The 25,832-nt window shown below is 60.4% G+C and carries 24 protein-coding genes; 20 read left to right on the top strand and 4 right to left on the bottom strand.

Annotated elements, in window-relative coordinates; translation table 11 throughout:
* Positions 1 to 27: 27 nt before the first annotated feature.
* The 4 genes from LB541_RS26245 (at position 28) to LB541_RS26230 (ending at position 4,672) form a co-directional block, all read left to right on the top strand.
* The gene (locus LB541_RS26245) at positions 28 to 1,716 is read left to right on the top strand and encodes a thiamine pyrophosphate-binding protein (RefSeq protein WP_140567995.1); all 1,689 of its coding nucleotides are present in this window, start codon (positions 28 to 30) and stop codon (positions 1,714 to 1,716) included.
* A 129-nt stretch (positions 1,717 to 1,845) separates the two neighbouring features.
* Positions 1,846 to 2,757, top strand: coding sequence for an ABC transporter substrate-binding protein (locus LB541_RS26240; RefSeq protein ID WP_140672549.1), 912 nt, complete (start codon positions 1,846 to 1,848; stop codon positions 2,755 to 2,757).
* Between the two features lie 329 nt (positions 2,758 to 3,086).
* Positions 3,087 to 3,911 carry an amino acid ABC transporter permease gene (locus LB541_RS26235; protein WP_210240097.1) on the top strand — a complete coding sequence of 275 codons (825 nt, stop codon included), beginning with the start codon at positions 3,087 to 3,089 and terminating at the stop codon, positions 3,909 to 3,911.
* On the top strand, positions 3,908 to 4,672 hold the full coding sequence (locus tag LB541_RS26230) for an amino acid ABC transporter ATP-binding protein (RefSeq protein WP_140560690.1): 765 nt from the start codon (positions 3,908 to 3,910) through the stop codon (positions 4,670 to 4,672). The genes LB541_RS26235 and LB541_RS26230 overlap by 4 nt, the downstream gene beginning before the upstream one ends.
* Before the next feature lie 280 nt (positions 4,673 to 4,952).
* On the opposite strand, the gene LB541_RS26225 is transcribed toward LB541_RS26230, so the two are convergent.
* The gene (locus LB541_RS26225) at positions 4,953 to 6,569 is read right to left on the bottom strand and encodes an FAD-dependent oxidoreductase (protein ID WP_140567935.1); all 1,617 of its coding nucleotides are present in this window, start codon (positions 6,567 to 6,569) and stop codon (positions 4,953 to 4,955) included.
* Between the two features lie 11 nt (positions 6,570 to 6,580).
* Positions 6,581 to 6,946: a DoxX family protein gene (locus LB541_RS26220; protein WP_181167694.1), complete on the bottom strand. Its 366-nt coding sequence runs from the start codon at positions 6,944 to 6,946 to the stop codon at positions 6,581 to 6,583.
* Between the two features lie 341 nt (positions 6,947 to 7,287).
* Here LB541_RS26220 and LB541_RS26215 point away from each other — a divergent pair, with 341 nt between their 5' ends.
* Positions 7,288 to 7,725, top strand: a complete 438-nt coding sequence (locus tag LB541_RS26215; protein WP_140672550.1) for a VOC family protein — start codon at positions 7,288 to 7,290, stop codon at positions 7,723 to 7,725.
* A 239-nt stretch (positions 7,726 to 7,964) separates the two neighbouring features.
* Positions 7,965 to 8,282: a Rid family hydrolase gene (locus LB541_RS26210; RefSeq protein WP_224619939.1), complete on the top strand. Its 318-nt coding sequence runs from the start codon at positions 7,965 to 7,967 to the stop codon at positions 8,280 to 8,282.
* A gap of 227 nt (positions 8,283 to 8,509) precedes the next feature.
* Here LB541_RS26210 and LB541_RS26205 read toward each other — a convergent pair whose 3' ends face one another.
* The gene (locus LB541_RS26205; RefSeq protein WP_140672551.1) at positions 8,510 to 9,805 is read right to left on the bottom strand and encodes an NAD(P)/FAD-dependent oxidoreductase; all 1,296 of its coding nucleotides are present in this window, start codon (positions 9,803 to 9,805) and stop codon (positions 8,510 to 8,512) included.
* A gap of 115 nt (positions 9,806 to 9,920) precedes the next feature.
* The gene (locus LB541_RS26200) at positions 9,921 to 10,277 is read right to left on the bottom strand and encodes a RidA family protein (RefSeq protein WP_140672552.1); all 357 of its coding nucleotides are present in this window, start codon (positions 10,275 to 10,277) and stop codon (positions 9,921 to 9,923) included.
* A 264-nt stretch (positions 10,278 to 10,541) separates the two neighbouring features.
* Between LB541_RS26200 and LB541_RS26195 the strand changes: the two genes are divergently transcribed.
* The 14 genes from LB541_RS26195 (at position 10,542) to LB541_RS26130 (ending at position 25,826) form a co-directional block, all read left to right on the top strand.
* Positions 10,542 to 11,321, top strand: coding sequence for a UTRA domain-containing protein (locus LB541_RS26195; protein WP_140560684.1), 780 nt, complete (start codon positions 10,542 to 10,544; stop codon positions 11,319 to 11,321).
* Complete coding sequence (locus LB541_RS26190; protein ID WP_140560683.1) at positions 11,318 to 12,640, top strand: UbiD family decarboxylase; 1,323 nt, start codon at positions 11,318 to 11,320, stop codon at positions 12,638 to 12,640. The genes LB541_RS26195 and LB541_RS26190 overlap by 4 nt, the downstream gene beginning before the upstream one ends.
* Positions 12,637 to 13,290 (top strand): UbiX family flavin prenyltransferase, encoded by a 654-nt coding sequence (locus LB541_RS26185; protein ID WP_140672553.1) that lies wholly within the window; start codon positions 12,637 to 12,639, stop codon positions 13,288 to 13,290. The genes LB541_RS26190 and LB541_RS26185 overlap by 4 nt, the downstream gene beginning before the upstream one ends.
* Before the next feature lie 19 nt (positions 13,291 to 13,309).
* Complete coding sequence (locus LB541_RS26180; RefSeq protein ID WP_140672554.1) at positions 13,310 to 14,068, top strand: aspartate/glutamate racemase family protein; 759 nt, start codon at positions 13,310 to 13,312, stop codon at positions 14,066 to 14,068.
* Positions 14,069 to 14,080: 12 nt separating this feature from the next.
* Positions 14,081 to 15,187: an NAD(P)/FAD-dependent oxidoreductase gene (locus LB541_RS26175; RefSeq protein WP_224619922.1), complete on the top strand. Its 1,107-nt coding sequence runs from the start codon at positions 14,081 to 14,083 to the stop codon at positions 15,185 to 15,187.
* Positions 15,093 to 15,473, top strand: a complete 381-nt coding sequence (locus LB541_RS26170) for a (2Fe-2S)-binding protein (protein ID WP_318012637.1) — start codon at positions 15,093 to 15,095, stop codon at positions 15,471 to 15,473. The genes LB541_RS26175 and LB541_RS26170 overlap by 95 nt, the downstream gene beginning before the upstream one ends.
* Positions 15,470 to 16,867 carry an NAD(P)/FAD-dependent oxidoreductase gene (locus LB541_RS26165; protein ID WP_140672556.1) on the top strand — a complete coding sequence of 466 codons (1,398 nt, stop codon included), beginning with the start codon at positions 15,470 to 15,472 and terminating at the stop codon, positions 16,865 to 16,867. The genes LB541_RS26170 and LB541_RS26165 overlap by 4 nt, the downstream gene beginning before the upstream one ends.
* Before the next feature lies 1 nt (position 16,868).
* Entirely contained in the window at positions 16,869 to 17,399 is a 531-nt protein-coding gene (locus LB541_RS26160) for a TIGR02444 family protein (protein WP_181171700.1), read from the top strand.
* 100 nt (positions 17,400 to 17,499) lie between these two features.
* The gene (locus tag LB541_RS26155; RefSeq protein ID WP_140672558.1) at positions 17,500 to 18,894 is read left to right on the top strand and encodes an amidase; all 1,395 of its coding nucleotides are present in this window, start codon (positions 17,500 to 17,502) and stop codon (positions 18,892 to 18,894) included.
* Positions 18,895 to 19,497: 603 nt separating this feature from the next.
* Complete coding sequence (locus LB541_RS26150; protein WP_140763959.1) at positions 19,498 to 21,135, top strand: methyl-accepting chemotaxis protein; 1,638 nt, start codon at positions 19,498 to 19,500, stop codon at positions 21,133 to 21,135.
* Positions 21,136 to 21,158: 23 nt separating this feature from the next.
* Entirely contained in the window at positions 21,159 to 21,623 is a 465-nt protein-coding gene (locus tag LB541_RS26145) for a chemotaxis protein CheW (RefSeq protein WP_140525723.1), read from the top strand.
* Positions 21,623 to 22,858, top strand: a complete 1,236-nt coding sequence (locus tag LB541_RS26140) for a CheR family methyltransferase (RefSeq protein WP_140525722.1) — start codon at positions 21,623 to 21,625, stop codon at positions 22,856 to 22,858. Before LB541_RS26145 ends, LB541_RS26140 begins: the two co-directional genes overlap by 1 nt.
* Positions 22,858 to 23,562 carry a chemotaxis protein CheW gene (locus LB541_RS26135; protein ID WP_224619920.1) on the top strand — a complete coding sequence of 235 codons (705 nt, stop codon included), beginning with the start codon at positions 22,858 to 22,860 and terminating at the stop codon, positions 23,560 to 23,562. The genes LB541_RS26140 and LB541_RS26135 overlap by 1 nt, the downstream gene beginning before the upstream one ends.
* Positions 23,559 to 25,826: a hybrid sensor histidine kinase/response regulator gene (locus tag LB541_RS26130; RefSeq protein ID WP_224619918.1), complete on the top strand. Its 2,268-nt coding sequence runs from the start codon at positions 23,559 to 23,561 to the stop codon at positions 25,824 to 25,826. Before LB541_RS26135 ends, LB541_RS26130 begins: the two co-directional genes overlap by 4 nt.
* Positions 25,827 to 25,832 lie beyond the last annotated feature (6 nt).

Here is a 25,832-nt window from a genome sequence, read left to right as displayed (position 1 = left end):
TCGGGCCGGGGAGCGGGTGCGCAGGTGATGAAGCGGAAAGGCAGCGAGATCCTCGCTGACGAACTTAGGCTCAACGGAGCCGAACTTGTCTACCACGTCCCTGGCGAGAGCTTTCTTTCCGTTCTGGACGCTCTGGCGTGCCGTCATCCGGAAATCCGCACAGTCACCTGCCGCCACGAAAACGGCGCTGCCCAGATGGCTGAGGCCCATGGCAAACTGACCGGACGGCCCGGCATTGCATTTGTCACACGCAGTCCCGGCGCCACCAACGCTGTGAACGGCGTGCACACGGCCTACCAGGATTCTTCGCCGATGGTCCTGATGGTGGGCCAGGTGAAGCGTGGGTTGATGGAGCGCGAAGCGTTCATGTCCTACGACTTTCGCACGATGTTCGCGCCCATGACGAAATGGGTAGCGCAGATAGATGACCCGAGACGCATCCCGGAATTCATCCAGCGGGCCTACCACACGGCCATGACCGGCCGGATGGGTCCAGTCGTCCTTGTGGTGCCGGAGGACGTGCTCGAGGAGGAATGCGTCGTGGCGGAAGGAAAGCCTTACAGGCGAGCCTCGGTTGGGACACCCGCGCTCGCCGACATGGAGAAGGTCCGCGCCATGCTCTGCGATGCGGAGCGGCCGCTAATTATCGTCGGCGGCTCGGGCTGGACCGAGCAGGCGCGCGACGACATCCAGCGGTTTGCCGAGAATTGCAGCGTGCCGGTCGTCACCACGTTTCGTCGTCGGGACATCATCGACCATCGACTGCAATGCTACGCCGGAGAGATCGGCATTGGCGCCAATCCGGCTCTGCTTTCGCACATCAGAGACACCGACCTGGTGATCATGGTCAATGACGCGCTCAGCGATGTGAACACGATTGGTGCCGGATATATGGAGGGCTTCACGCTCTTTGATATTCCCGTGCCGAAGCAAAAGTTCGTCCATGTGACGAGCAGCCTGGAAGAATTGAACCGGGTCTTTCAGGTCGATCTCGCAATACTTGCCGGCAACGACGCGTTCGCCGCCGCGCTAGCCAAGTTTCCTCCGGTCGACCGCGCTGCGAGAGCGGAATGGGTCCGCCGGCTGCGCAAAACCTTCGAGATGGAAACGACGCCGGGACCGTGCCCAGGTCCGATCGACTTGCCGAACATGATGAAATGGCTTCGGGACCGGTTGCCCGATGATGCGATCGTGACGAACGGCGTGGGCGCCTACGCGACCTGGAGTCAAAGATATTTCGCCCACTACAAGCTGCATACGCAACTTGGTCCGATTAGCGGCTCGATGGGTTATAGCCTTCCGGCCGCCATCTCGGCGAAACTGCTTTACCCGGAGCGGGTTGTCGTCAATTTCGTCGGCGACGGCTGCTACCAGATGTGCGGAGAAGAACTCGCAACCGCTGTCCAGTACGGCGCCAACGTCATCATCCTGCTTTTCAACAACAACATGTACGGGACGATCCGTATCCATGAGGAAAACAGGCTCGAAGGCCGCGTCAATGGGACCAACCTGACGAATCCCGATTTCTGCATGCTTGCCAAGGCTTACGGCGCCCACGCCGAGCGTGTGCGTAAGACCGAGGATTTCGCTCCGGCGTTCGAGCGCGCGATCGGCTCTGGCACCCCTGCCCTGATCGAACTCGCCCTCGATCCCGAGGCGATCCATACGCGTTACTCGCTGACAGATTTAAGAAACCGCAGATCGGGAAGGGCGTGAGCCATCCTGTCTGACGCGAGCAAAATTAGCCGGTTCGATAGCTGGCCGGCAGAAGCACCCTCGGCAGAAGGGGTGAGCAAACAAAAGGGTGTCAAACCCTCTCAACCACACAAGCGAAGGGGAAGTAAAATGAGGAAAGTGATACTTGCAGTTTCGGTCGGGCTCCTTGCCGTGACCGCTCTCGTGCTCGGCAGGCCGACAGTCGCGCTTGCCGATGACGCAATCACAGCTTCGGTCAAGACCGATCCGGCCCTGCACGCGATGCTGCCCAAGAGCATCCAGGATTCCGGAATTATCAAGCTGGCGACCGATGCGCATTATCCTCCGTGCGAGAGCTTCGCGGAAGACAATGTCACGATGATCGGCTGGGAGCCGGACCTTTGGGATGCCCTGGCGAAGAAGCTCGGGGTCAAGGTCAAAGCGGAATCAATCAACTTCGATGGCTTGATTCCCGGCGTCCAGAGCGGTCGCTACGACACCGCGATGGAGTGCATCTCCGACACGGTCGAGCGCGAGAAACAGGTGACGTTCGTCGATCTGTCGATTTCCATCAACGGCATCTTCACGCTTGAGAACAGTGCGATCACCGACAATCCGCTGAGCCTGTGCGGCCTGAAAAGCGGCGCGCAGAAGGGCACGACATTTGTCCAGAGCATCAAGGAATTGCTTTCGCCTCTCTGCGTGAAGAACGGCAAGGCGCCGATCGCAACGAACGAGTTCGCTTCGGCGGATGCCACTATCTTGGCGCTGCTTTCAGGCCGCGTCGACTTCCTGGTCAACGATGCTTCCGCCGCCGCGTTTATCAAGAAACAGTCGTCTCAGCCGGTGAAGCTGATTGTGCTTGACGTGCTGCCGAAGCAAATCGACGGCTTCATCGTCAAGAAAGACAACACGGAACTGGCCAATGCGCTATTGGCCGGAACGAAAGCGCTGATGGATGAAGGCGTCTATGACCGCATCATGGACAAATGGGATATCGCGGCTCTGAAGCTGAAAACGCCCGGCATCAATCTGGTCTCCAAGGGCGCGACCGCCAACTGAGACCCGAACGGCCAAGGCACAAGCTTCCATCGTTGCCTTGGCACCGCAGCTTTCCGGCTCCGATCGCCCAATCGGGAATCGGAGCCGGAAAAAACCCGCCGGGACAACCATCTGGACTTCGATGAAGACAGCGCCGAATCTTCTTGCAAGACTACGGCGCATGGGAGGAAATGTTGGAAGCCATGCAACCACGAAAGTTCGACCGGCTCGTGCCTGAGACGCCGCTCGACCAGACGGAGCAGAAGCGGCTGCAACGCAATCTTGCGTCTGATCACAAGCTGATGGTTGTTCCTGTCCGCAAGCCGGGCAGATGGATCGCCGCAGCGGCCATGGCGGCGGCGGCGATATGGCTGGCTCATGGAATCGTCACCAATACCAACTTTGGGTGGGACGTGGTCTTCGCGAACGTGTTTGAGCCGATCGTCCTGCAAGGGCTTGGACTGACACTATGGCTGACCGTTGCCGCGATGTGCATCGGAACCGTTTTGAGCGTCATCCTCGCGATCATGCGGATTTCGGAGAACCCTTTTCTCAATGTGCCGGCCGGGCTCTACCTTTGGTTCTTCCGCGGAACGCCGGTCCTTGTGCAGCTCATTTTCTGGTACAATCTCGCCTTCCTGATACCGGAAATCGTTATTGGAATTCCCTTCGGCCCGACCTTCTTCAGAGGTTCGGCCAACGATCTGATCACACCCTATTCTGCCGCCCTGCTCGGCCTCGGCCTCAACGAAGGCGCATACATGGCGGAGATCGTCCGCGCTGGCATCATGTCGGTAGATCAAGGTCAGCAGGAGGCTGCTCGGGCGCTGGGAATGAGGCCAGGACAGATTCTGAGGCGGATCGTTCTCCCGCAGGCAGTACGAGTCATCGTGCCGCCGACGGGCAATGAGACGATCGGGATGCTGAAGATGACGTCGCTGGTGAGCGTCATTGCGCTATCCGATCTTCTCTATTCGGTCCAGACGATCTCATCGCGCACCTTCCAGACCATCCCGCTGCTGCTCGTCGCCTGCGTTTGGTACCTCGCCATAACCTCTGTGATGACCGCGATACAGGGACGGATAGAGAAACGATTTGCTCGGGGAGACCGCACGGCAACGGTATCATGGTCGAGACGGATGTTCGGTGGCTCAGGCATAAGGAATTCGAAATGACAATGCCCATGGTTTCCGCCGTTCAGGTGGGCAAGAGCTTTGGCGCCCTTTCAGTCCTCAAGGGAATTGATTTCGATGTCGAACTCGGAGAGGTCGTATGCCTGATCGGCCCCTCCGGTTCAGGCAAGTCGACCTTGCTCAGATGTATCAATCATTTGGAGAAGATCGATTCCGGGGCGCTCTATGTCGATGGCGACCTGGTGGGATACTGCCGCAGGGGAGATCGACTTTATGAACTTAAGGAAAGGGAAATCTCCGTCAGGCGATCCAATATCGGCATGGTCTTCCAGCGTTTCAATCTGTTCGCCCATATGACTGCGCTGCAGAATGTGATCGAGGCCCCCATCCTGGTTCAAAAGCGCCCACGGAAGGAGGTTGTCGGCGAGGCGATCGCACTCCTCCAACGGGTCGGGCTGGGCAGCAGGCTCGATGCCTATCCGGATCAGCTTTCCGGCGGCCAGCAGCAGCGGGTGGCAATCGCGCGCGCTTTGGCGATGAAGCCCAAGCTCATGCTTTTCGATGAGCCGACGAGTGCACTGGATCCCGAACTCGTCGGCGAGGTGCTCGACGTCATGCGCTCGCTCGCCGCCGACGGCATGACGATGATCGTTGTCACTCACGAAATGCGCTTTGCCGAAGATGTGGCGGACAAGGTCGTATTCATGGACGGCGGGATGGTCATTGAAGAAGGGCCACCAAAGCTGATTTTCGGCAGCCCCCGTCATGAGCGGACACGCGCGTTTCTTTCGCGCATCATCTGAACCTGGCATACGCCAATCCATGGACGCGGACGGCGATTTTTGGCGCCGCCTTCCCGCTTCCGTCGATGGTGACGGCCGCACGAACCTGGAAGGGGCGCATGCCAAAGGTTCGGGAACGCTACGCCGCTTCGACTAGGCCGCCGCCATGGAAGGCAAGCGCCGCCTTGGCCGGCCATGCTGGCCGGCGTGCCCTTCGGCATCCAGTAGCGCCGGGTCCTTTCACTTGAAGGCCATCGCGTGGTCATTGACTGCTCGTTTTTCAGGCATCCTTCGAAATGGCTCAGTCGTTTGCGCAGATGATGGACTTCGCGCAGATGTAGCCCCACGTCAGGTTGGGCCCCAATGTGGTGCCGGCTCCCACCGCCCACGTGCCGAACGGATTAGCCATCGCCACGCCCACGCAATAGAGACCTTCGACCACTCTCCCGTCCGCTCTGAGCACGCGACCGCCGGCGTCGGTTCGAGGTCCGCCCTTGGTTGAGACGATGGTACGGTTGAATGGAATTGCGATGAAGGGAGCCTTTTGGATCGGTGACAGGCGGCTTTTCCCGGGACCCTTCTTCGCCTGGCCCGATGCCATACCCTCACGATGAAATTGTCCATCCACGCCGGACGCACAGGACGCGTTGAAACGCTCGATCGTCCGCGCGAATTCATCGGCGGGCAGTTTGGTTGCTTCGGCAAGCGCCGAGAATGTTTGCGCCTTCTTGGTCCAACCCGGATTGCGCGCTGCAAAGTGCCGCAGGATGGGCGAGTTCTCAAGGAACGCTTGATCGCTGACAAGCCATGCCGGCAGATGAACCGGCTGACCAGTGGAAGGATCGCGTTCATCTATGACTTCCCCCAGGTTGAAGCGGTATTCGTTGACGAAACGTCGGCCATGCCGGTTGACAACAATCGCGTTGGGTTCCTGGTGAAAAAAAGAGCTGACGCCAAAGGGTCGACGTGACCCACTCAGCGGGAAGCCTCCAGTGATGTTCGCTTGATCCATGTGAGCAAGTTCTGCACCGGCCGCAACCGCGATACGAACAGCGTCCCCATCATTTCCCGGCGGACTTGCGATGAAATCGCAGTGCCCGGGAAAATGCTTTTCCCGCAATTCGTTATTCCATTCAAATCCACCGGTAGCCAGGACGACTCCCTTGCGAGCCAGGATGCTCCGTTTCGCGCCCGCCGCCTCGACCACCAGCCCCTTCACGCGTCCCTTTTCAACGATCGGGGCGACCGCGCGGGCTTCGAGCGCTATCCGGCAGCCATGGTGCAGGCAACCTTTGAGCAGCCCCGTGACGAGGGCGGTTCCCATCCCTCTGGCGCCGGTTAGCAATCGCCAGAACAATTGCGGCCACCTTCTGAAGGCGGCTTCGACCGGATGATGGAATGGGTCGAGTTCAAGCATCTCCTGGAAAGTGAATACATGCGGGAGACTTGGGGGCCTCAGAATCCGGGCATAGGGCCCGGCTAGCTTCCGTCTTAGCACCCCGGGCGACAGCATCCGCCCGACATTCACGGCTCCTGCTTTTTCGAGATGAGGATCGCCCTCCGTCATCAGCGAGAAGCGTAGCGGGGTCTCCCTTTCGAGGAAGGCCAGCATGTTCGGGGCCTCATCGACGAAGCTGCGCCAGAGCGCGTCTTCGGTCTCCCTCCAACCGTCGGGAGCCACAGCCCGGATATAGGTCAGGGCGCGCTCCCGGTCGTCCGACAGGCCAGCGGCGGCAGCGTGGTGGTTCGCCGGAATCCAGACGGCCGCTCCGGACATCGCCGTGGTCCCGCCGACGAGACCGGTCCGTTCAAGAATGATGGTGGATAGACCCGCGGCGGAAGTGCGAAGTGCCGCTGCCAGGCCGGCCGAGCCAGATCCCGCGACCAATACGTCGCACGTTTCATCAGGCTCTGCCATCGGCCTGACCCTTAGACCGCGTCTGCCGCTAGGAGCAGCAACGCCGCCACAAGCGAGAAATTGACCAGGATCATGTAAAAGTGTCGGTCGCGTTCCGGCCCGCTATACATAAACATGTTGTGGTAAAGCGGGGTCGCCACCACAAGGAAGGCGATCAGCACAACGACCGCCGGCAATACCCAGTATCCGGCGATCAGCGCCAGGCCCGCCACTGCCTGAGTCGCAAACCCGGCAGCCATTATCGGCGCCGGCAAAAGCCAGCCATAGCTGGTTTTCACCACCGTGACCCGCTGCTTGAAATGCAGAAAGTGCCGCGCGCCGGCGATCAGGAAAAAACCGCCAATGATTACCCGGCCAATCGCCTCAAGAATCGACACTCTCTCGCTCCATGTGCATATGATATTTTTTCTTCTATGCTATAATATCAGTTTTATCAAGCCAGATGCCTGAATCCCCTGATTGATCCGGTCTCTTCTTCGCCGCTTGCCGGTATCCCATCCCATGGGCACGGAGGCTGAGACGATTCCCTGGACGCCACCCGAGAAGCTCAAGCCCTTGCAAGGACGGGCAAAAACAGCAGAATTGGCAATATGCGCGCCGTAAAGCGGACCGAGTGGGCAGCGCAGATCAAAAATATCATTAATGACGTTTATTGATATGGAAATTGGCTGCTGAAACGTATAGCACTGTCCCAGTTCGATTAACTGCGGAGGATGAGATGAAGTTCAACCACAGCATGGTGCGAGTGCGCGATCTGGATGCCGCTTTGGACTTTTACGTGCACAAGCTCGGGCTTGTCGAAGTGAAGCGCACGGAAAATGAAAAAGGCCGCTACACCTTGGTCTTCCTCTGTGCTCCCAACGATATCGAGATTCTCGGAGGCAGCGCGCCGCAGATCGAGCTCACCTACAATTGGGATATCGAGGACTATGGATCGGCCCGGAATTTCGGGCACCTGGGCCTCGAAGTGGACGACATCTACGCAGTCTGCGAGCGGCTGGTGAAGGGCGGCGTTACGCTGAGCCGACCACCGCGAGATGGTCGCATGGCGTTTGTCCGATCGCCCGACCTCATTTCAATCGAACTGATGCAGCGAGGTACACCGTTGCCGCCGGTGGAGCCTTGGGCCTCAATGCCCAATGCCGGTGCTTGGTGAACCGATCGAGTAAAGGCAACTATGCGCAACCCGGCTGGGCCGATCTGACTTTGGATGCCCTGTCGGGCCGCGCAAGTGCCATGTCCCTTTTCTGTGATGCGCAGGAATACCGGGCCTACCCTACCCATCGGCAGCATCACTCAACTTGAGGCTGGAACTTTGATGCGCAATCGAATCTTTTCCGGGGCCTCGTCCGAAGCCATAGCCGGTTACGCCAAAGCCGTCATCGATGGTAGGATATCTACGTTTCGGGCACTACTGGACGCGATCCAGTCACAAACGAGTTTCCCGAGGATCCAGCCCAGCAGGCACGAAATGCCCTGTCGTCGATCAACGATACCCTTCGCCAGGCGGGATCGAGCTTGGCCGATGCTGTGGTTAGCCGCGTCTTCGTTACGGACGCCGAGGCGGCATCGGCCGTCGTACCGGTTCTTGGTGAGGTCTTCGGCGACATCAGACCAACAAGCACCTTTCTCATCTGCCAGATTCCTGCGTCCGGTGCCCGGGTCGAGATTGAGATCACCGCGTCCAGATCCGACTCGGTAATCCTGGGGTGAACGGACAATCCCGGAGTTGGACCGCTCTGCTTCCGGGCTGTATGGCTCCCCCTCCTCGCGGCCGCCTTTTTTGGTCTTTCCCGGCCGGCCTGCGGATTGCCAGTTGCGCACCTTGAAGCGGCTGAAGCGCCTGCCATCAAGATCGAGACCAAGATCCGGTTAAGCGCGAGTCCGCGACGAGTTGCGGCAAGACGGTCCCTACTGCGAGATAACCTATTCCGCAGTATTCATCCTGCCTTCGGCGAGGTCCAACTTTTTGCGAAGCGCATTGGTGACAAGGCCGAAATGTCAACGGGCGATCGCCGGCCCGCGGCGAGGTCCGAGAGAACCTTTCCGGCCATCGGGCCCGGGCCAAAGCCATGACCGCTGAACCCTGCTCCGACAAGCATGCCCGATATGCCTTCAATTGGGCCCAGGACCGGAATGACATCCGGCATTGTGTCGATGATCCCCGCCCAAAAGGTCTCGATCTCCAGAGAGGCCAATGTCGGCAAGAGCCGAGAAAACTCACGACTCGCCTGCTCCACGCGAAAGAGTTCCGGACGCGGGTTGTCGCGGCTGGGCGGAAAGTCGGCGACCGGCAAGTGTGTCCGCAACGGAAAAAACCGCTTGATCGGCGCAAGATAATCTATGCGTGCCGCATCGGGATTGGACTTTCGTGTGGCCTCGTACCATCGCATATGCCGCCAGGAATCCAGCCGCAGGTCGTATTCACCTCCGGCGACGGATATCAAATAGGCCCCGTTCAGATCCTGCCGGATGCCGGTATGTTGACCCGAGACGCAGGCCGCTATGCGCGATTCGGGCCTCGCCACCGTTCTTGCGACCGTCGCCCGGACGAACTCCTGAGGCAGATCCAGTCCTGCCTTCCTCAACAGGGCGGCACTCCCGGCTCCCGCGGCGACGATTACCGTGCCCGCGCGGTAAAGCCGACCGCGGATCCGGACACCGGAGATTTTCCCGGCGCCGGTTTCTATGCGAGTGACCGACTCACCGAAAGCGAATGCCGCTCCGGCTCCGAGCGCCGCATCAAAAAACGCCCGGGTCGCTCGGGCAGGCTCGGCCTTCCCATCACTGGGCGTGTACATCGCTCCGACCACGCCGCAATCAGTTGCCAGTTGAGGTACCAGCGCGTGGGTTTCCGTTGCCGACAGCATCCGCGTGTCGAGCCCAAACTCTTCGGCCGCCCGCTTTTGCCAGGCACGCCGGGAAACAAGATCAGCCTCGCTGAACGCCAGAGACAGGTTCCCGCCTTGCTGCCATCCCACCCGGCGCCCCAGTTCCGCTTCGATTTCTTTCCACATCGACAGGGCGCCGATCATCAGTGGAAGTTCTCGAAAGTCGCGATTCTGCTGACGGACAAAGCCGAGGTTGCGGCCAGATTGCGCTGATCCCGGTGCGTCTCGCTCCACTAGCAGGACACGCATTCCATTCTTGGCGGCATAATATGCCGCGGAGCATCCGACAACGCCCCCGCCGATAATGATCACGTCCCAGTCGCGTTTGGATATCGCTTCCATCATGCCGCCGCGTTGCCGTGTTCCGCAGAGAAAGTCTTATCGCTCCACGCGGGATCATCGAGAACCTTGGCAGGCTTGCCGCGCGAAGACGTCCCGTCTATCAACAAAGACTGGCCGTTCACCGCCAAGCCGTGACCATGATTTCCACGTTAAGAGCAGGATCAGCCAACCGCGACTCCACGCAGGCGCGAACGGGCTTGCCGACATCGGCGACCCATTCTTCCCAAACCGTATTGAATTCGTTGAACGTAGCGCTGTCCGTCAACCAAATCTGCGCGCTGACGAGATTCCCTTTGCTGCTGCCTGCTTCAGCGAGATGATGGTCGATCCTCTGGAGGATCTCTTTTGTCTGCGCGGCCACGGTAGCGCCGCGCGTCTCCACCGCGGTAAGGCCAGCCAGAAAAACGAAGCCACCCGCCTCCACGGCAAGACTCATGCGATTGTTCTCGCTATGTCGAACGATCCCGCTGCTCATTCCAACCCTTCCCGCACCAAGAGATTTATATATTACATTAGAAAATATATGATAGGATAAGTGACGCATAGCCTTTGTCAAGCGGTTAGGATTCGCGGCTTAACAGACCGTCGTTTCCCAACTGGTCTCAGATTTCACCAATTTCCCGCGAATTGCCGCCGATTCCAGACTCGCCATGATCAAAGCGAACCAAATGGCGCTGGACAATCCAGCCGAACTCGTCGTATCAATTAACCTAACATATGATATTACAATGGGGCTGGAATGGCGAACGAACTTCAAAACTCGCAACCCCTCTACGGGCAGATCAAGTCGGCCATTGAAAAGCGCATACGCGGCGACGAATGGCCTGCCGATTTCCGCGTGCCTTCCGAGGAACTGCTCGCCGAGGAATTCGGCGCCTCTTCCCTGACAGTGCGCCGGGCCCTGCGGGAACTTCAGTCAGAAGGCATGCTGGTTCGAATCCAGGGTCGCGGCACTTTCGTCGTCGGCCCCCGGATGCAGTGCGCCATATTCGATCTGCCCGACGTCTCGGAGGAAATCGCCCTCAGTGGCGGCGTGCATACCAGCGAAGTGCTCTTTCTGGGCTTTGTGCCCCCCGAAAGTCCGTTCGCCGGCATGCTGCCCCTGCCCTATGAAGGGCCGGTCTGCCACTCACGCCTGCTTCACAAGGAGGATGGAACGCCCATCCAGATCGAGGATCGCTTCGTCAACCCGGCGGAGGCCCCCGGCTATCTGAAGCAGGACTTCACCCGCATTACGCCTCACGCCTACCTCCTGCGGGAAACCGAAGTCACCTATGTCGACAATACGATCCGGGCCATCCGGGCCGACGAAGAAAGCAGGCGGGCCCTTGAGATCGACGGCAACCAGCCTTGCCTTCTGCTCGATCGCCGCACATGGCGCGAAGGCGTGCCCGTCACCCGCAGCCGCTTCCTCTATCCGGGCGACCGTTACCGGTTGCGCAGTTCACATGAAGCCACACCGAGCCGCGGCGGCACTATGCAACAGCGAAGTGCCCCGGCATCCAGGAGAATCCGATGAGAGACTACGTTGCCCGCTTGCGTGAACGCGGCGACCTGCTTGTTGTGGACAAGGAGATCGATCCGTTCCACGAACTGGCGGCTGTCACCCATGTGGCCCAGAAGCGCTGGGGCAAGCCGATCCTTTTCAACAACGTCAAGGGCACACGCTTTCCGGTCGTTACCAACGTCTATGGCTCGCGGGAGCGCCTGGCGGAGGTGATCGGCATCGATTCCACCGATTTCTGTCGTCAGTGGAGCAATCTTGCCAATCTCGGCTCGACAAGCGTTGGCGAACCCTTCGTCAGCGTCGAGGACCCGGAACTGACCGAATGCAAGCTGTCTGAACTGCCACTCATCACCTACTCCGATCGCGATGCCGCGCCCTATTTCACCTCGGCCATGTTCATTGCCAAGGATCCCGAAACGGGGGTCGGCAATCTGTCCTATCACCGTTCGATGTATGTGAGCGACAGCGAGTTGCGCTGCCGCCTGGCGCCGCGCCATCACCTCACCATCTATCATGAAAAGGCCGAGAAGATGGGCAAGCCGCTGGAGGCGGCGATGCTGATCGGCGCACCGGCGACATCCTTCCTCACCGCCGCGGCTCCGCTGCCCTATGACGTGGACGAGCTTGAGGTCGCGGCGCGGCTGAAGGGCAGCCCCATCGCCATGCGCAAGTGCAAGTATATCGACCTCGAGGTTCCAGCCGACACCGAGATCGTCATCGAGGGCCGCTTCCTGCCAAACGAACGCCGGCCTGAGGGCCCGTTCGGCGAATTCATGGGTTACTACGTCCCTGAAGGCCCAAATGCGGTGTTCGAGGTTTTGGGGGTCACCGTGCGGCGCGACGCCATGTTCCACAGCATACTGTGCGGTTCGGCCGAGGAGGTGCTGACGCTGGAACTGTCGGTGTCCGCCAACATCTTCCAGCGGTTGAGCGCGGCGCTACCCGGCATTCTCGACGTCACCTGCCAGCCCTTTGTCAATCATGCCGTGATCAAGGTCGACCAGCAGTTCGAGGGGCACGCCCGCCAGGTGATGCTCGCCACCATCGGCGCCGAGCCGATCTGGGCCAAGGTGGTCACCGTCGTCGATGAGGATGTGGACATCTACAGCATGGACGACGTGATGTGGGCGACCCTGACCCGTTGCCGTCCCGACAAGGACATGATCATCATTCCCGATACGCCTTCCTTCTATCGCGACGAAGCCAAGGATCATTGGGGGCGCCTGCTCGTCGACGCCACCAAGCCGTTCCACCGCAAGGCCGAATTCGAACGCAAGAAGATCCGCCTTGCCGACAAGGTCGACCTTGCGGACTGGTTCGAAAACGCGTGAGCGGATCGGCTTCACTCTGGCAGGGCGGCGGGGGCGGGCCACAGCCTCTCCGCATCATCGTCGGCATCAGCGGCGCCTCCGGCGCCGTCTATGGCGTCAGGGCGCTCGACCAGCTCAGGGCCGCTGGCATCGAGACCCATCTGATAGTGACGCGGTCGGCGCATCTGACGCTTTCCCAGGAACTCGGCATGCGTCCTGCGGAGATCGCCGAACGGGCCAGCGTCTTCCACAATGTTCAAAACATCGGCGCCTCGATTTCCAGCGGATCCTTCCGGACGCTCGGCATGCTGATCGCACCCTGCTCCGTCAGGACGATGTCCGAGATCGCCTCCGGCGTCACCTCTAGCCTCATGAGCCGCGCCGCGGACGTCGTGTTGAAGGAACGCCGCAAGCTCGTTCTGATGCTTCGCGAGACTCCGCTGCATCTCGGGCACCTTCGGACAATGACCGCGCTCGCCGAAATAGGGGCGATCCTCATGCCGCCTGTGCCTGCTTTCTACGCCAAGCCGCGCTCGCTCGAAGAGATGGTGGACCACAGCGTCGGCCGCGCGCTCGACCTCTTCGGCATCGACAGCGGCAAGGTGGGGCGGTGGGAGGGAATGAGCGTCGACCGCGAAGCCTGTCCGAAGCCCGCCGACGACGCCTCCTGACCCAGCAGAGTCCTTACCAATGCAACCTGTTATTAATGTCCTGCAAACCGCTGATCGCCCGCACCGCCACCGTCCAGTCCACGGCGCGCATGTTGGCATTATCGTGCTCGACACGGGGTTCGAGCGCCTTCCCGGCGATGTCGCCAATGCCCTGACTTGGCGTTTTCCGGTACAGTATCATGTTGTCACCGGAGTACGCCCACAGGATGTGATCGAAGGCGCTCCCGAAAAGGTCTTGCCGGCTTTTTACGATGCGATAGACCGGTTGACCCAACTGGGCGTGGACGGCATCGCCACCAGTTGCGGGTTCCTGGCAGTGGTGCATCCGCAATTGCGCGCCTATAGCCGGGTGCCGGTAGCCTCATCCAGTCTGATGCAAATCCCGCTCGTGCTGCAGACGTTGCCGGCGGACAAGACTGTCGGCGTCATCGTTTCGGACCGCAAGGCCATTACAGACAAGCATTTCACAAATATCGGGGCTCCTGTCGGCCTTCCGCTCGGCGAACTCGCCTTTGACGGGCCGATCCGCGCCAATATGCGCAACAACGCCTCCCGGGTCTCCTACGCGGCACAGGAACGCGACGCTCTGGAGACCGTGGAGCGCATGCTCGCCGAAACGCCGTCGATAGGCGCCCTGGTCAGCGAATGCGCCAATCTTCCTCCCTATTCGCAGGCAATCGAGAAGGCCTTTGGCGTACCTGTCTACGATGTCGTGTCGCTGGTCGAGTGGCTTCACGCAGGCTTGAGGCCTCGCGGTTTCCACCCGGAAACCTCGTGAAGTGCAGTAGCGATGGAGGTGTTCGACCTGATCGTCGTGGGGGGCGGCCTCGTCGGGGCGGCCCTTGCATGGGGCGCGCAGACTGCCGGAGCCAACGTCGTCCTGCTCGACGAAGGCGACCAGGCCCATCGCGCCGCTCGTGGCAACTTCGGCCTTGTCTGGCTCCAGGGAAAGGGCGTCGGCACCCCACACTATATGCAATGGTCACTGCACGCAGGCCGAATGTGGCCGGGATTTGCCGCAAAGTTGAGCAACGCCGTTTCCTTCGACATCGGGTGGCGGCAACCTGGAGGGCTGCAATTCTGCTTTAGCGAGGCGGAACTAGACAAGCGCCGCGATGTCATCGCCCGCACACGGGCCGATGGCGGCGACATCGACATATCCATCCTCGACCGCGCCGACTTGCGGGCTATGCTGCCCGGTATCGGTGATGACGTGGTTGGCGCTTCGTTTTCCTCGCTCGATGGCCACGTCAATCCTCTATATCTGCTACGCGCGCTGCAGGGAGGGCTGCAGGACGCCGGCGGCAGCTACCGCCCCGGCTTCCGGGTCGAGAACATCGCCACGGAAAAGGACGGGTTCAAGGCAGTCAGCCGTACTGGCTGCGTTACCGGCAGGCGGATCGCCCTGGCCGCTGGTCTGGGCGCGGCCAACCTCGCCGGGCATGTGGAGCTTTCAATGCCGGTGAAGCCCGAGCGGGGACAGATTGTCGTCACCGAACGGATTAAGCCATTCCTGCCCTATGCCACCAACTGCATCCGGCAATCGCTTGAGGGCACGGTCCTGCTTGGCAGCAGCCATGAAGATCGAGGTTTCGACGACGGAACAGACGTGATTACCGCGGCCGCGCTTTGCAGGACGGCAGCCCGCGTTTTTCCCGCGCTGGCTGAGGCCACGGTGGTGCGCAGTTGGGGTTCGTTGCGCGTCATGACGCCTGACGGCCTCCCCATTTACGAGGAATCCGCTCGTTTTCCGGGCGCCTTTGCGGTCACCTGCCACAGCGGCGTCACCCTCGCCAGCGTGCATGCGCTGGAAATCGGTCCGGCGCTGGCGAAAGGCCGGCTACCGCAACATCTTTCGAGCTTCACAGGCGGCAGGTTCGATGTTCACCAGAGTTGAGTGTAGTTCCGCACTGCCTCCGGGCGCCAACGTCCTCGACTTTGAGGGCTCCCAGGTTCCCTTCCAGTCTGGCGACAGTGTCGCTGCGGCGCTGCTGGCGGCCGGAGTTTCACCCTTGAGAGGAAGCCCTGTCGACGAAAGCCCGCGCGCACCCTATTGCATGATGGGCGTGTGCTTTGAGTGCCTGGTCGAAATCGACGGCAAGCAGAATCAGCAATCCTGCCTGACAAGGGCCCGCCCCGGGATGATCATCAGGCGCCAGCACGGTGCGAGGACGCTCGGATGAACGGCCTTTGGGACGCTATCGTGATCGGAGCCGGACCTGCCGGAATGACGGCTGCCGCAACACTGTCCGAAGGCGGTGCCCGCACACTCGTCATCGACGAACAACCCGCGCCCGGCGGACAGATCTACCGCGCCGTCGAACGCAACACGGACAGTGCGAGACTTTCCGCAGTGCTCGGCTCCGACTATGCGGACGGCGCTGCGCTGACGGCCAGGATGCGCGCCAGCGCCGCGGAGTTGCGTTTCAACACGAGCGCCTGGCGCATCGATGCCGACGGCACGGTCTGGACGAAGGCCGACGGCAAGGTCGAGCAGTTGCAGGCAAAGGCCCTCGTCATTGCCTCGGGCGCGATGGAGCGGCCGGTTCCGGTGCCTGGCTGGACGCTGCCCGGCGTCCTGACGGTCGGCGCCTTGCAGATCATGCTCAAGGATGCGGGGCTTCGCCCTTCCGGGCGCCTCGTGCTGGCCGGCTGCGGTCCTCTCGTCTACCTGTTCGCGGCCCAGTGCCTTGAAGCCGGCGTTTCCGACCTCGTGCTTCTCGACACCGCCAAGCGGACCAATCTCATACCCGCACTGCGGCATTTGCCGAAAGCCGTTTGCGGCCACGGTTTGGGTTACCTTTGGAAAGGCCTGGGATTGATGGCCGCGTTGCACCGACGCGGCGTGAAAATCTATCGCGGCGTTTCCAAGCTCCGCATCGAGGGCGCCGAGCGGGCTGTCGCCGCCAGCTTCCGGACCCGAACGGGCACCATACGCATCGACCTCGATCTGGTTGCCCTGCACGAGGGCGTGATACCGAGCCAGCAGATAGCCCGATCCATCGGCTGTGCCCATCGATGGGATGAAGAGCAACAGTGCTTCCTCCCGATCCTCGACCCGATGCGGGAAACCTCCATTCCGGGCGTCTTCATCGCCGGCGACGGCGGCGGCATCGTGGGCGCGATGGCAAGCGCCCATACCGGCGCGTTGTGCGCGCTTGCGATCCTCAAGGGTCTCGATAAGATTTCCGATACCGAATTGGAAAGCCGAAAGGCCGTCGCGCAGCAGGCCCTTGACGCCCACCTGACGATCAGGCCTTTCCTCGACCGGCTCTATCGTCCGCGCAATGAAGTGCTCGTTCCGGCGGACGACGTGGTCGTATGTCGTTGCGAGGCTATTCGTGCCGGAGCCATTCGCGACATCGTCCGGTGGGGCTGTCTCGGCCCGAACCAGGCCAAGGCGTTCCTGCGTTGCGGCATGGGTCCTTGCCAGGGCCGTATGTGTGGTCCGACGGTCAGCGCCATCGTCGCGCACGAAACCGGCCAGACTCCCGACGCAACGGGATATTACCGTATCCGCCCCCCCCTGAAACCAGTCTCGATCGGCGAACTGGCCACCCAATACGAGGAGGATTGACTTGAACGAACAGTCCTCTCCCGCAGACGCCGCATGGGCATTCCTGATTGACTTCTATGGACGCGAGGGCGTTTCCGAAGCCTGCCTCGTCCTGCAGGACGAGGCAGGTCTGGACGTGGTGGAAATGCTGATGCTCATCTATGCCGACATAGCTTTGGGCAAGTCCCTTTCAAGCGATGAGATCGCAGCGCTGCGGGCCGCAATGTCAAGCTGGCGTGAAGACGTAGTGCTTCCGCTGCGCGCGCTTCGCCGAACATTGAAGCCGCCACGCGAGGATATCGCCGACAATGCGAAAGAACAGCTGCGCGCCCAGATCAAAAAAGCCGAGCTGACGGCGGAGCGGCTGCAGATCGATTTCGCCGCAAATTGGCTGGAGAATGCGATCGGTGGCGGCCCACCGCCGGTAGCGACCCTGTCGAGGCTGATTGCCGAACGCAGCCACAACGGCATGGTCGAAAAAGCACTGGCGCACATCATAGCGGTGGCGCAGACCGGCCAAGACGCCCCTACACGAGCAGCAGCCGCTCCCTAGACGCCGCGAGCACGCGGTGCCGGGCGTGTGAACTTAGCGCATCGCCCGAGGGCGTTTTGGACGTGATTACGGGCGTGGGGTTGCAGGAGGTTGAATTCCGATGACCATTCCGGCCGACCCGCTCGATCCCGGTGGCATCCGTGGCTTCGGTCGCCGGATGCGGGCCGGCGAGACGACGGCCGTTGCCGCGACTGAGGCCTACTTGGCGCGGATCGCCGCCTACGATCGCCAGCTGCAAACCTATGAACACGTGGCGGCATCAGCCGCGTTGCGAGCCGCCAAACTCGTCGACGAGGCACTCGCCGGCGGCGTTGATTTCGGCCCCTTGATGGGTGTTCCCATCGCGATCAAGGACATCATCGCCGTTGAAGGAATGCCGACAACGGCCGGCTCGGATGTCGATGTCTCGGACCTGATCGGCGGCCCGGGCGGTTTCATGCGCAGCCTTGCCGCCGCCGGCTGCGTCATTATTGGCAAGACCAAGGCCGTCGAGTTCGCGATGAGCGGCACAGGTACCAATTATCGGCGGGGTACACCGCGCAATCCATGGGATGCCGCTGTATTTCGACTGACCGCCGGCTCTTCCAGCGGGTCGGCGGCCGCCGTGGCTGCGGGCCTTTGCGGTTTTGCCATTGGCACCGACACCGGCGGCTCGATCCGCGGCCCGGCTGCGTTCTGCGGCGTGTTCGGTCTGAAGCCGACGGCGAACATCTGGCCGACGGATGGCAGCTTCCCGGTCTCGGCGACGCTCGACACTATCGGCCCGCTAACCCGTTCGGCCGAGGACGCCGCCATCGTTTGGGCCGCTCTTCGCGGCACTCCCGTGCCTCCGGCGGCAACGATCAGAGGAGTAAAGCTCGGCCGACCTCGGGCCCTTTTCGGCGACCTTCTGGACCGTCATGTGGCGGCTCGGCTGGAAGGCGCCTTGTCGACGCTTGCAGCCGTCGGCGTCACGATTGTGGAAATGGACATTCCGGAACTCGCCGAGATCGATCCGCTCTTCCGCACCATCAGCCTAGCCGAAATGGTCACCTCGTTCGGCCGCGAGCGGTTCCACCGCACGAGCGCTTTGATGAACCCAGACATTGCCGCCAGCATCGCCGCCGGGTTCGACATCACGCAGACCTCGTATGCGAGTGCGCGTCGGCGGCAGCAGGAACTTGTTCAGCTCAACACTGCCTGGTTCAACGGAATCGATGCCTGGGTCGGACCGGTGAAATGGAAGCTGCCGCCGGCATTTCCGGGAGATTTTACGTCTCTGTCAGCATCCGCCGCTCTTCTGGACGCCTGCGCCGGCCCTACTCGATCGGCAAATGTCCTCGGCCTCTGCGCGGCGAGCCTGCCGCTCCCCCACGCTCCGTCGACATTGCCTACGGGTTTGCAACTGATCTGTCCTGGCAGAGCAGACGAACTGCTCCTCTCCCTCGCCTGTACGTTCGAATCAGTACTGGGACGCTCGCCCTCCCCCGACCTCTCAGGCTTCGCTCGCTCGTGACCGGCTGTTCTTGCCCGCTTTTTTTGGGCTCGTTCAAAATATCGGGTGGGGACAGTAAATCAGGGTATGATCACCGGGTCTATACGTTGCTCCCGCCAGGTTGTTGCGGTCCAAAAAGGTCTTTGGCCTTTGACCTGACCCTGCAGGCATCCGAGCCCTCTGGCACAACGCCGTCGGGGTCTTCTTCTCGGGCGGCAGCGCAAAGTCCGCTCGGCGCGCACACCATATGTGTCTCAGCTCCGCCCTTTTTTACTTTGCGTTGGATTCAAGATGAAATTAGGGGACGCAAGCGAGAGGTCGGCTTTCGGCATCAAGCGGGGCTAAGCAGTCATTCAACTCCTGGCCTCAAGCAGCTCATGCACGCTCCACTTGACGGCGCGTGCCGCCCCAGCCGATGTCGGGTTTATCTATGTCGACGGCGAGACATGCCTTTGAGCACGCTTATTGGGGGCGCCGACTGGCGAGCCGCTTCGGCATCATTAGCGATGGAACGGAAAAGAAACCATTCTGCATAAGACTGCTGCTTTTCGACGCACCTTTTCGAAACGTCGGAACGAGCGCTTTTCGCGCAGGCCTCGATGCCCCCATAGGTGAACCGGTTCCATGACGAGTCTGACAATACGCCACCGCATCCTCGTCAGTTTCGCTGCAGTTCTGGTGGTTATGTCCGTGATCGCCGTTATCGCGTACGCCTGGTTTCTTCAGGCGGAGCGGGAGGCAACTGAGGTCGAGAAGAGCATTCTTCCAGACCTCTATCACAGCACCGAGATCATGATGGGGCAGATGAAGGCACATAGCCTGCTTCAGGAATATGCCCTCCAGGACAACCCGTCGGATAAAAGCACGCTTGAAAGCACGATCGCGACCAATCGCGACCAAGTGCGGCGGTTGATGGACGAGTATGAAGCAACGATCGTGTCCGACATCGACAAGCAGAATTACGCAGTCGTCAAAGAACTCGCCAACCAATTTCGGCTGGCGGAAACTGCTGTGCTGGACACGAGCCGAGCTGCCTTGTCGAAAGGTGAAACTCCCAATGAAAGCCCGGTCATCAAGAACACGGTAGAGCCGATCTTTGTGAAATTGCAGTCCGCTCTGCAAGCCATGCTCGAGGATCACAGAGGCGAGGCAAACAGCGCGACGCAGCGGATCAGCTCAATCGTTAGCACGGCGGAAGTCGGTTTGAGCGTGGGCTTGTTGATAGCCCTCGGGCTAGCCCTTCTTTTGGGTTACCAGCTGTTTCGCGCTGTCACAGCTCCGCTCACACGTTTGGTCGACGCGGTTCAAATGATACGGCAAGGCGACTTCAGCGAACGCCTCGATCTGAGGCGCCGGGACGAATTCAGCGTGCTTGCCGACGGCTTCAACGCAATGGCAGACGATCTCACAACTCTCATTGGTCAGGTACAAAGGTCCAGCATACAGGTTGGCACGTCGATAACTGAGATTGCTGCAACCTCCAAGCAGCAGCAGGCAACAGCGACTGAAATCGCCGCGACCACGACTGAGATCCGCGCGACAGCCAAGGAAATTTCCGCCACTTCAAACGAGCTGGTTCGCACGATGAACGAGGTCTCGACAGTTGCCGAGCAAACGGCTGCCGTCGCGGGCGGAGGGCAAGAGGGGCTGACCCGTATGGAAGGAACCATGCAGCAGGTCATGGACGCGGCGGGTGCGATCAATTCCAAACTCGCAATCCTCAGCGAGAAAGCTGGCAGCATCAATCAGGTGGTGACGACCATCACCAAAGTGGCCGATCAGACGAACCTGTTGTCGCTCAACGCTTCCATCGAGGCTGAGAAGGCCGGCCAATATGGCCGGGGCTTTGCAGTGGTGGCGACAGAGATCCGAAGGCTTGCGGACCAGACGGCCGTCTCCACTTACGATATCGAGCAGATGGTCAAAGACATCCAGTCGGCAGTTGCTGCCGGTGTGATGGGCATGGACAAGTTTTCCGAGCAGGTCCGCCGGGGCATGCACGAAATCCAGCAGGTCGGCGGGCAACTCTTCGACATCATCCAGCAGGTCCAGGGGTTGGTGCCACGTTTCGAAGTCGCCAATGAAGGCATGCAAGCACAAGCGATCGGCGCGGGACAGATAAGCGACACGCTAACCCAGCTAAGCGAGGCAGCTCAGCAAACAGTCGAGTCCCTTCAGCAATCGACGCTCGCGATCGACGAGCTCAATCAAGTCTCAGGTAGCATGCGAAGCAGCATTTCAAGGTTCAAGCTGAGAGCATAGCGGGCCGGCAGTAGGAGGTGATAATGCTATTCCTCGCCTTCAGTATGGGTTCGGATCGCTACTTGATCGATGTCCACCAAATTGAAGAGGTGCTGCCCTATATCGATGTGAAAGTTCTGCCGGGTGCGCCAACCGGTGTGGTCGGTCTGGTCAGTTATAACGGAATACCCATCCCTCTCATCGATGTTACTCTTCTTGCGCTTGGCCGGCCATCGGAGCGCCTATTGAGCACCCGGATCGTTGTTACGCGCTACCCGGCGCGAGATGGCGAGCAACGCCTGCTTGGGTTGGTCGCGGAACGGGTGACGGATACGGTCGAGCGAGACCCTGCCGACTTCGCGCCGTTCGGCCTCGAGCCAGGAACGCCGTCTTATCTTGGTCCGGTGACTTCGGATGGCACGGAGATCATTCAGTGGGTCAAAGCGGAAGCGCTGCTTTCGGAAGAGATTCGTACCGCATTGCTCCGCCAGGCCGTGATGGGTGTTTAATGACCGGCGCAATAGAAAAGCTCCTGATGGAAACCATTGGACTGGACAGTGCCAGCGTTGGCCCGACAGTGGTCCGTCAGGCGGTCAGAGACCGGATGGCAGCGTGCCGGATTGCCAATCCTCAGGCCTATAGGGAACACTTGACCGGTTCCCCGCAGGAGCTTCAGGAGTTGATCAATGCGGTGGTGATCCCGGAGACTTGGTTCTTTCGCGACCGAGAAGCGTTCACGATGTTGGCGCGGCATGCGCGCGTGCACAAGCGTGCTCAGCCAACAAAAGTCTTGAGCCTGCCATGTTCAACCGGTGAAGAGGCCTATTCGGTCGCAATGGCCATGTTCGATGCCGGTTTTGAGGCGCACGAGTTCAACATCGATGCGGTGGACGTCAGTACCCGCAATATCGCGCTGGCTGAACGTGCCGTCTACGGGCGCAATTCCTTTCGCGGCAGCTATCTCGAATTCAGGGACCGCTATTTCGAAGCGGTCGAGGGTGGGTTGCGGCCCAGTGCTGCGGTGCTGAAACAGGTTCGCTTCAGGGTCGGCAACCTATTCGGTACTCGCGCAATTTTTGGGCAAGAGGTCTACGACATCGTACTCTGTCGGAATTTGCTGATCTATTTCAATCGCGAACTGCAGGATCGCGCATTGACCCGCCTGAAAGACCTCTTGGCCACGGACGGACTTCTTCTGGTCGGTCCCGCGGAAGCAGCACTTCCAAGGCTGCATGGCTTTATTTCCGCTGAATGGCCCTTGGCCTTTGCCTTCCTAGAATCGGAGCCCATCAAGGCCGCGGCGCCGACAACTGCTATCCCGGTGCGGACATCAACCCCGAAGCTCAACAAGAGCAAGCCCGTTCTTCGGCCACGACTGACCGTCGGCAAGGAAAACAGTGCGCCGGCCCTGGCCAAGCCCGTTGATCAGGTCTCGGAAAGCCTAGTCGCGGTTGAACGGATCGCCAATGCGGGTCGGGTAAAGGAGGCACAGGAGGTCGCCCTCGCCCATCTCGAGAAATTCGGTCCTTCCGCGCAAATCTTCTACCTGCTGGGCCTCGTTCAGGATGCGGATGGCGCTGCATCCAAGGCCGCGCAAAGCTATCGCAAGGCACTCTATCTCGCGCCAAATCATCGAGAGGCTCTGGTCCACCTGGCTTTGCTGCTTCGCAAGCAAGGCGACCACAGCGGCGCCGAGGCGCTGGCCGACAGGCTGGTCCGGGTCCAGAAAAGGAGCGGCACCTGATGCCGGCTTCGACAAGGATCGCTCTGCCAGTGGAGCAGATTGAAATCGACGATTGCTGGCGGCGGATAGGCGTTCGGGGTGACAAGTCCTGTCCCCAACTGGAGCAGCATCTACACTGCCGGAATTGCCCGACCTACAGGAAGATTGCACGGCGCCTCCTTGATCGTGCGGCGCCCTCGTCATATCGCGGCGAATGGCCCGATAGCGCTGGTCGTGCAGCGGTCGTTTCGGCGGACGATGAAGCGCCACAGACGGCCGTTCTCTTCCGGTTGGGGCACGAATGGCTGGCGCTTCCAGCTGGCATTTTTCATGAAGTGGCTGAATCCCGTCCCGTTCATTCCCTTCCACACCGCAGGAATAGTGCAGTGCTCGGCATCGCCAATGTCCGGGGCGAATTGCTGATTTGCCTGTCGCTCGCTGAATTGCTCGGGATCGACGAACCCAAGGAGGAGGAACAAGGCAGACGAGCCAAGATATTTCGCCGCCTCGTCGTGGTGGGCGAGCGGGACAAGCGGGTTGCTTTCACGGTTGATGAGGTCCACGGCTTACATCGCTACCGGGCACGCGACACTCTCGCTGTGCCAGCTACGATCGGCAAGACTCTGTCGGCGGCTACTGTTGCCGTTTTGCCCTGGCGTGAACGGGCTGTTGGCTGTCTCGACCCGGGACAACTGCTCACGATGATGCATCGGAGCATGGCATGACAGATGAGGACTTCAGTCAGGTTTCGATGTTGAGCCTTTTCCAGGCCGAACTGGAGACGCAATCACAGGCTTTGACCTCCGGCCTTCTGGCGCTCGAACGCGATCCTGTCGCCACCGACGCCCTGGAAGAATGCATGCGGGCCGCGCATTCGCTGAAAGGAGCAGCCCGCATTATCGATCTGACGCCCGCCGTCAAAGTTGCAAATGCAATGGAAGATTGCTTGGTCGCCGCGCAACGTGGGCATCTGAGGGTACGCAAGGAGCATATAGATGCGCTTCTGCAAGGCTCTGACCTTCTGAAATTGATCGCATCGGGATCATCGAACGAGAGCGTCAACCCGGAAGTCGAAAGCTTTCTGGCGAAGTTCGAGGAACTGTCCCTCCCCGAGCCCGCACCCCAAGATTCGGCAGCTGATTTCGCAACCCCAGAGCATAGCCGAAAGGAGCCGGCGGCAACCTCGTCAGCGAACCCCCTTGTCGAGCCGAAAGCTCAAGCCCGAGGGAGCATCGGCTCAGATAGAATGGTTCGGGTGACGGCAGACAGCCTGAACCGATTGCTCGGTTTGGCTGGCGAGTCGCTGATGGAAGCTCGGCGGCTCAGGCCATTCGCTGACGGGCTGCTGCGGCTGAAGCGCCTTCAATCAGACATCGCAAGTGCGTTCGACAATCTTGATGCAGTGCTGCTGCCGGTCGCAAAAGATGCGGCTGTGGTGGAGGCGCTGGTTGAAACGCAGCGAAAGCTTCGGTTGAGCCAAGCCTTCTTGGCGGAGCGTCTCGATGAGTTGGATTCAGTCGATCGGAAAGCCACCGATCTTGCCAACCGATTGTACGAGGAGACGTTGGCGAGCCGGATGCGGCCTTTTGAGGACGGGGTAAGACACTACGCAAGAACGGTCCGCGACCTCGGTCGTACACTTGGCAAGCGGGTGCGACTGGAGATCGTAGGCGGCTCGACCGGCATCGACCGCGATATCCTCGAGCAGCTGGATGCCCCCTTGGGGCATCTTCTGCGCAACGCGGTAGACCATGGGCTTGAACCGCCTGATGAGCGCCTCGCAACCGGCAAACCCGAAGAGGGACTCATCAGGCTCGAAGCGAGGCACAATGCCGGACTGCTGCAAATAGCCGTGGTGGACGACGGCAGAGGGATCGAGCTCTCGAAGCTGCGCGAGACTGTCGTCGCCCGGCAGTTTGCAACCAGGGAAAGCGCCGACGCGCTCAGCGAAACGGAATTGCTGGCATTCCTTTTTCTGCCCGGCTTTTCGATGAAAGTTGGCCTGTCCGACGTCTCCGGCCGTGGCGTGGGACTCGACGCAGTGCAGGCGATGACGAAGGAGGTTCGCGGAATCACGAGCGTCTCCTCGGAATTTGGTCGAGGAACCCGGTTTCAACTGCAACTGCCGCTGACGTTGTCAGTCCTGCGCACCTTACTCGTCGAAGTCGATGGGGAGCCCTATGCGTTTCCACTCGCTGCCATCTCCAAGACAATGAAATTGCAGCGCGTGGAGATCAACCTCCTGCAGGGCCGCCCGCATTTTCGCTTGAACGATCGACAGATCGGGTTGGTGACAGCGCGCGAGGTGCTGGATCGAGGAGAGTCTGCGTCCGAACCAGAGGAACTCTCGGTCGTCGTGGTGGAAACGGGTCGTGGGGACGCCTACGGCGTAATCGTCGACCGTTTTCTCGGGGAACGCGAACTGGTGATCAGACCTCTCGATTCCCGGTTTGCCAAGATCAAGGACATCAGCGCAGCGGCCCTGATGGAGGACGGTTCGCCTGTTCTGATCTTCGACGTCGATGATCTGGTTCGATCGGTGGAAAAGCTTGCGTCGTCCAGCGGATTTCGAGCCCTTCGGCGAGCCGCGGGCGGTCCCGGACCGAGCAGACGCAAGCGCGTGCTGGTGATTGACGATTCACTCACGGTTCGCGAACTCCAGCGCAAGATGCTGGGCAATCACGGTTATGACGTCGAAGTGGCAGTCGACGGTATGGACGGGTGGAATGCCGTCCGATCTGGTCCTTTTGATCTCGTCGTCACTGACATAGACATGCCGCGCATGGATGGTATCGAACTGGTGAGCCTGATCAGAAAGGACGTCCATCTCAGGAACACACCCATCATGATCGTTTCATACAAGGATCGGGAAGAAGACCGCTCGCGCGGGCTTGACGCCGGTGCCGACTATTATCTGACCAAGAGTACCTTTCAGGACGAGGCGCTGATCCATGCCGTCGTGGACATGATCGGCGAGGCGACTGAATGAGATCGA

Source organism: Mesorhizobium sp. BR1-1-15, from assembly GCF_020165475.1.
In the GTDB taxonomy this organism is placed as follows: domain Bacteria; phylum Pseudomonadota; class Alphaproteobacteria; order Rhizobiales; family Rhizobiaceae; genus Mesorhizobium.
This window is presented reverse-complemented; position numbering and strand designations above follow the sequence as displayed.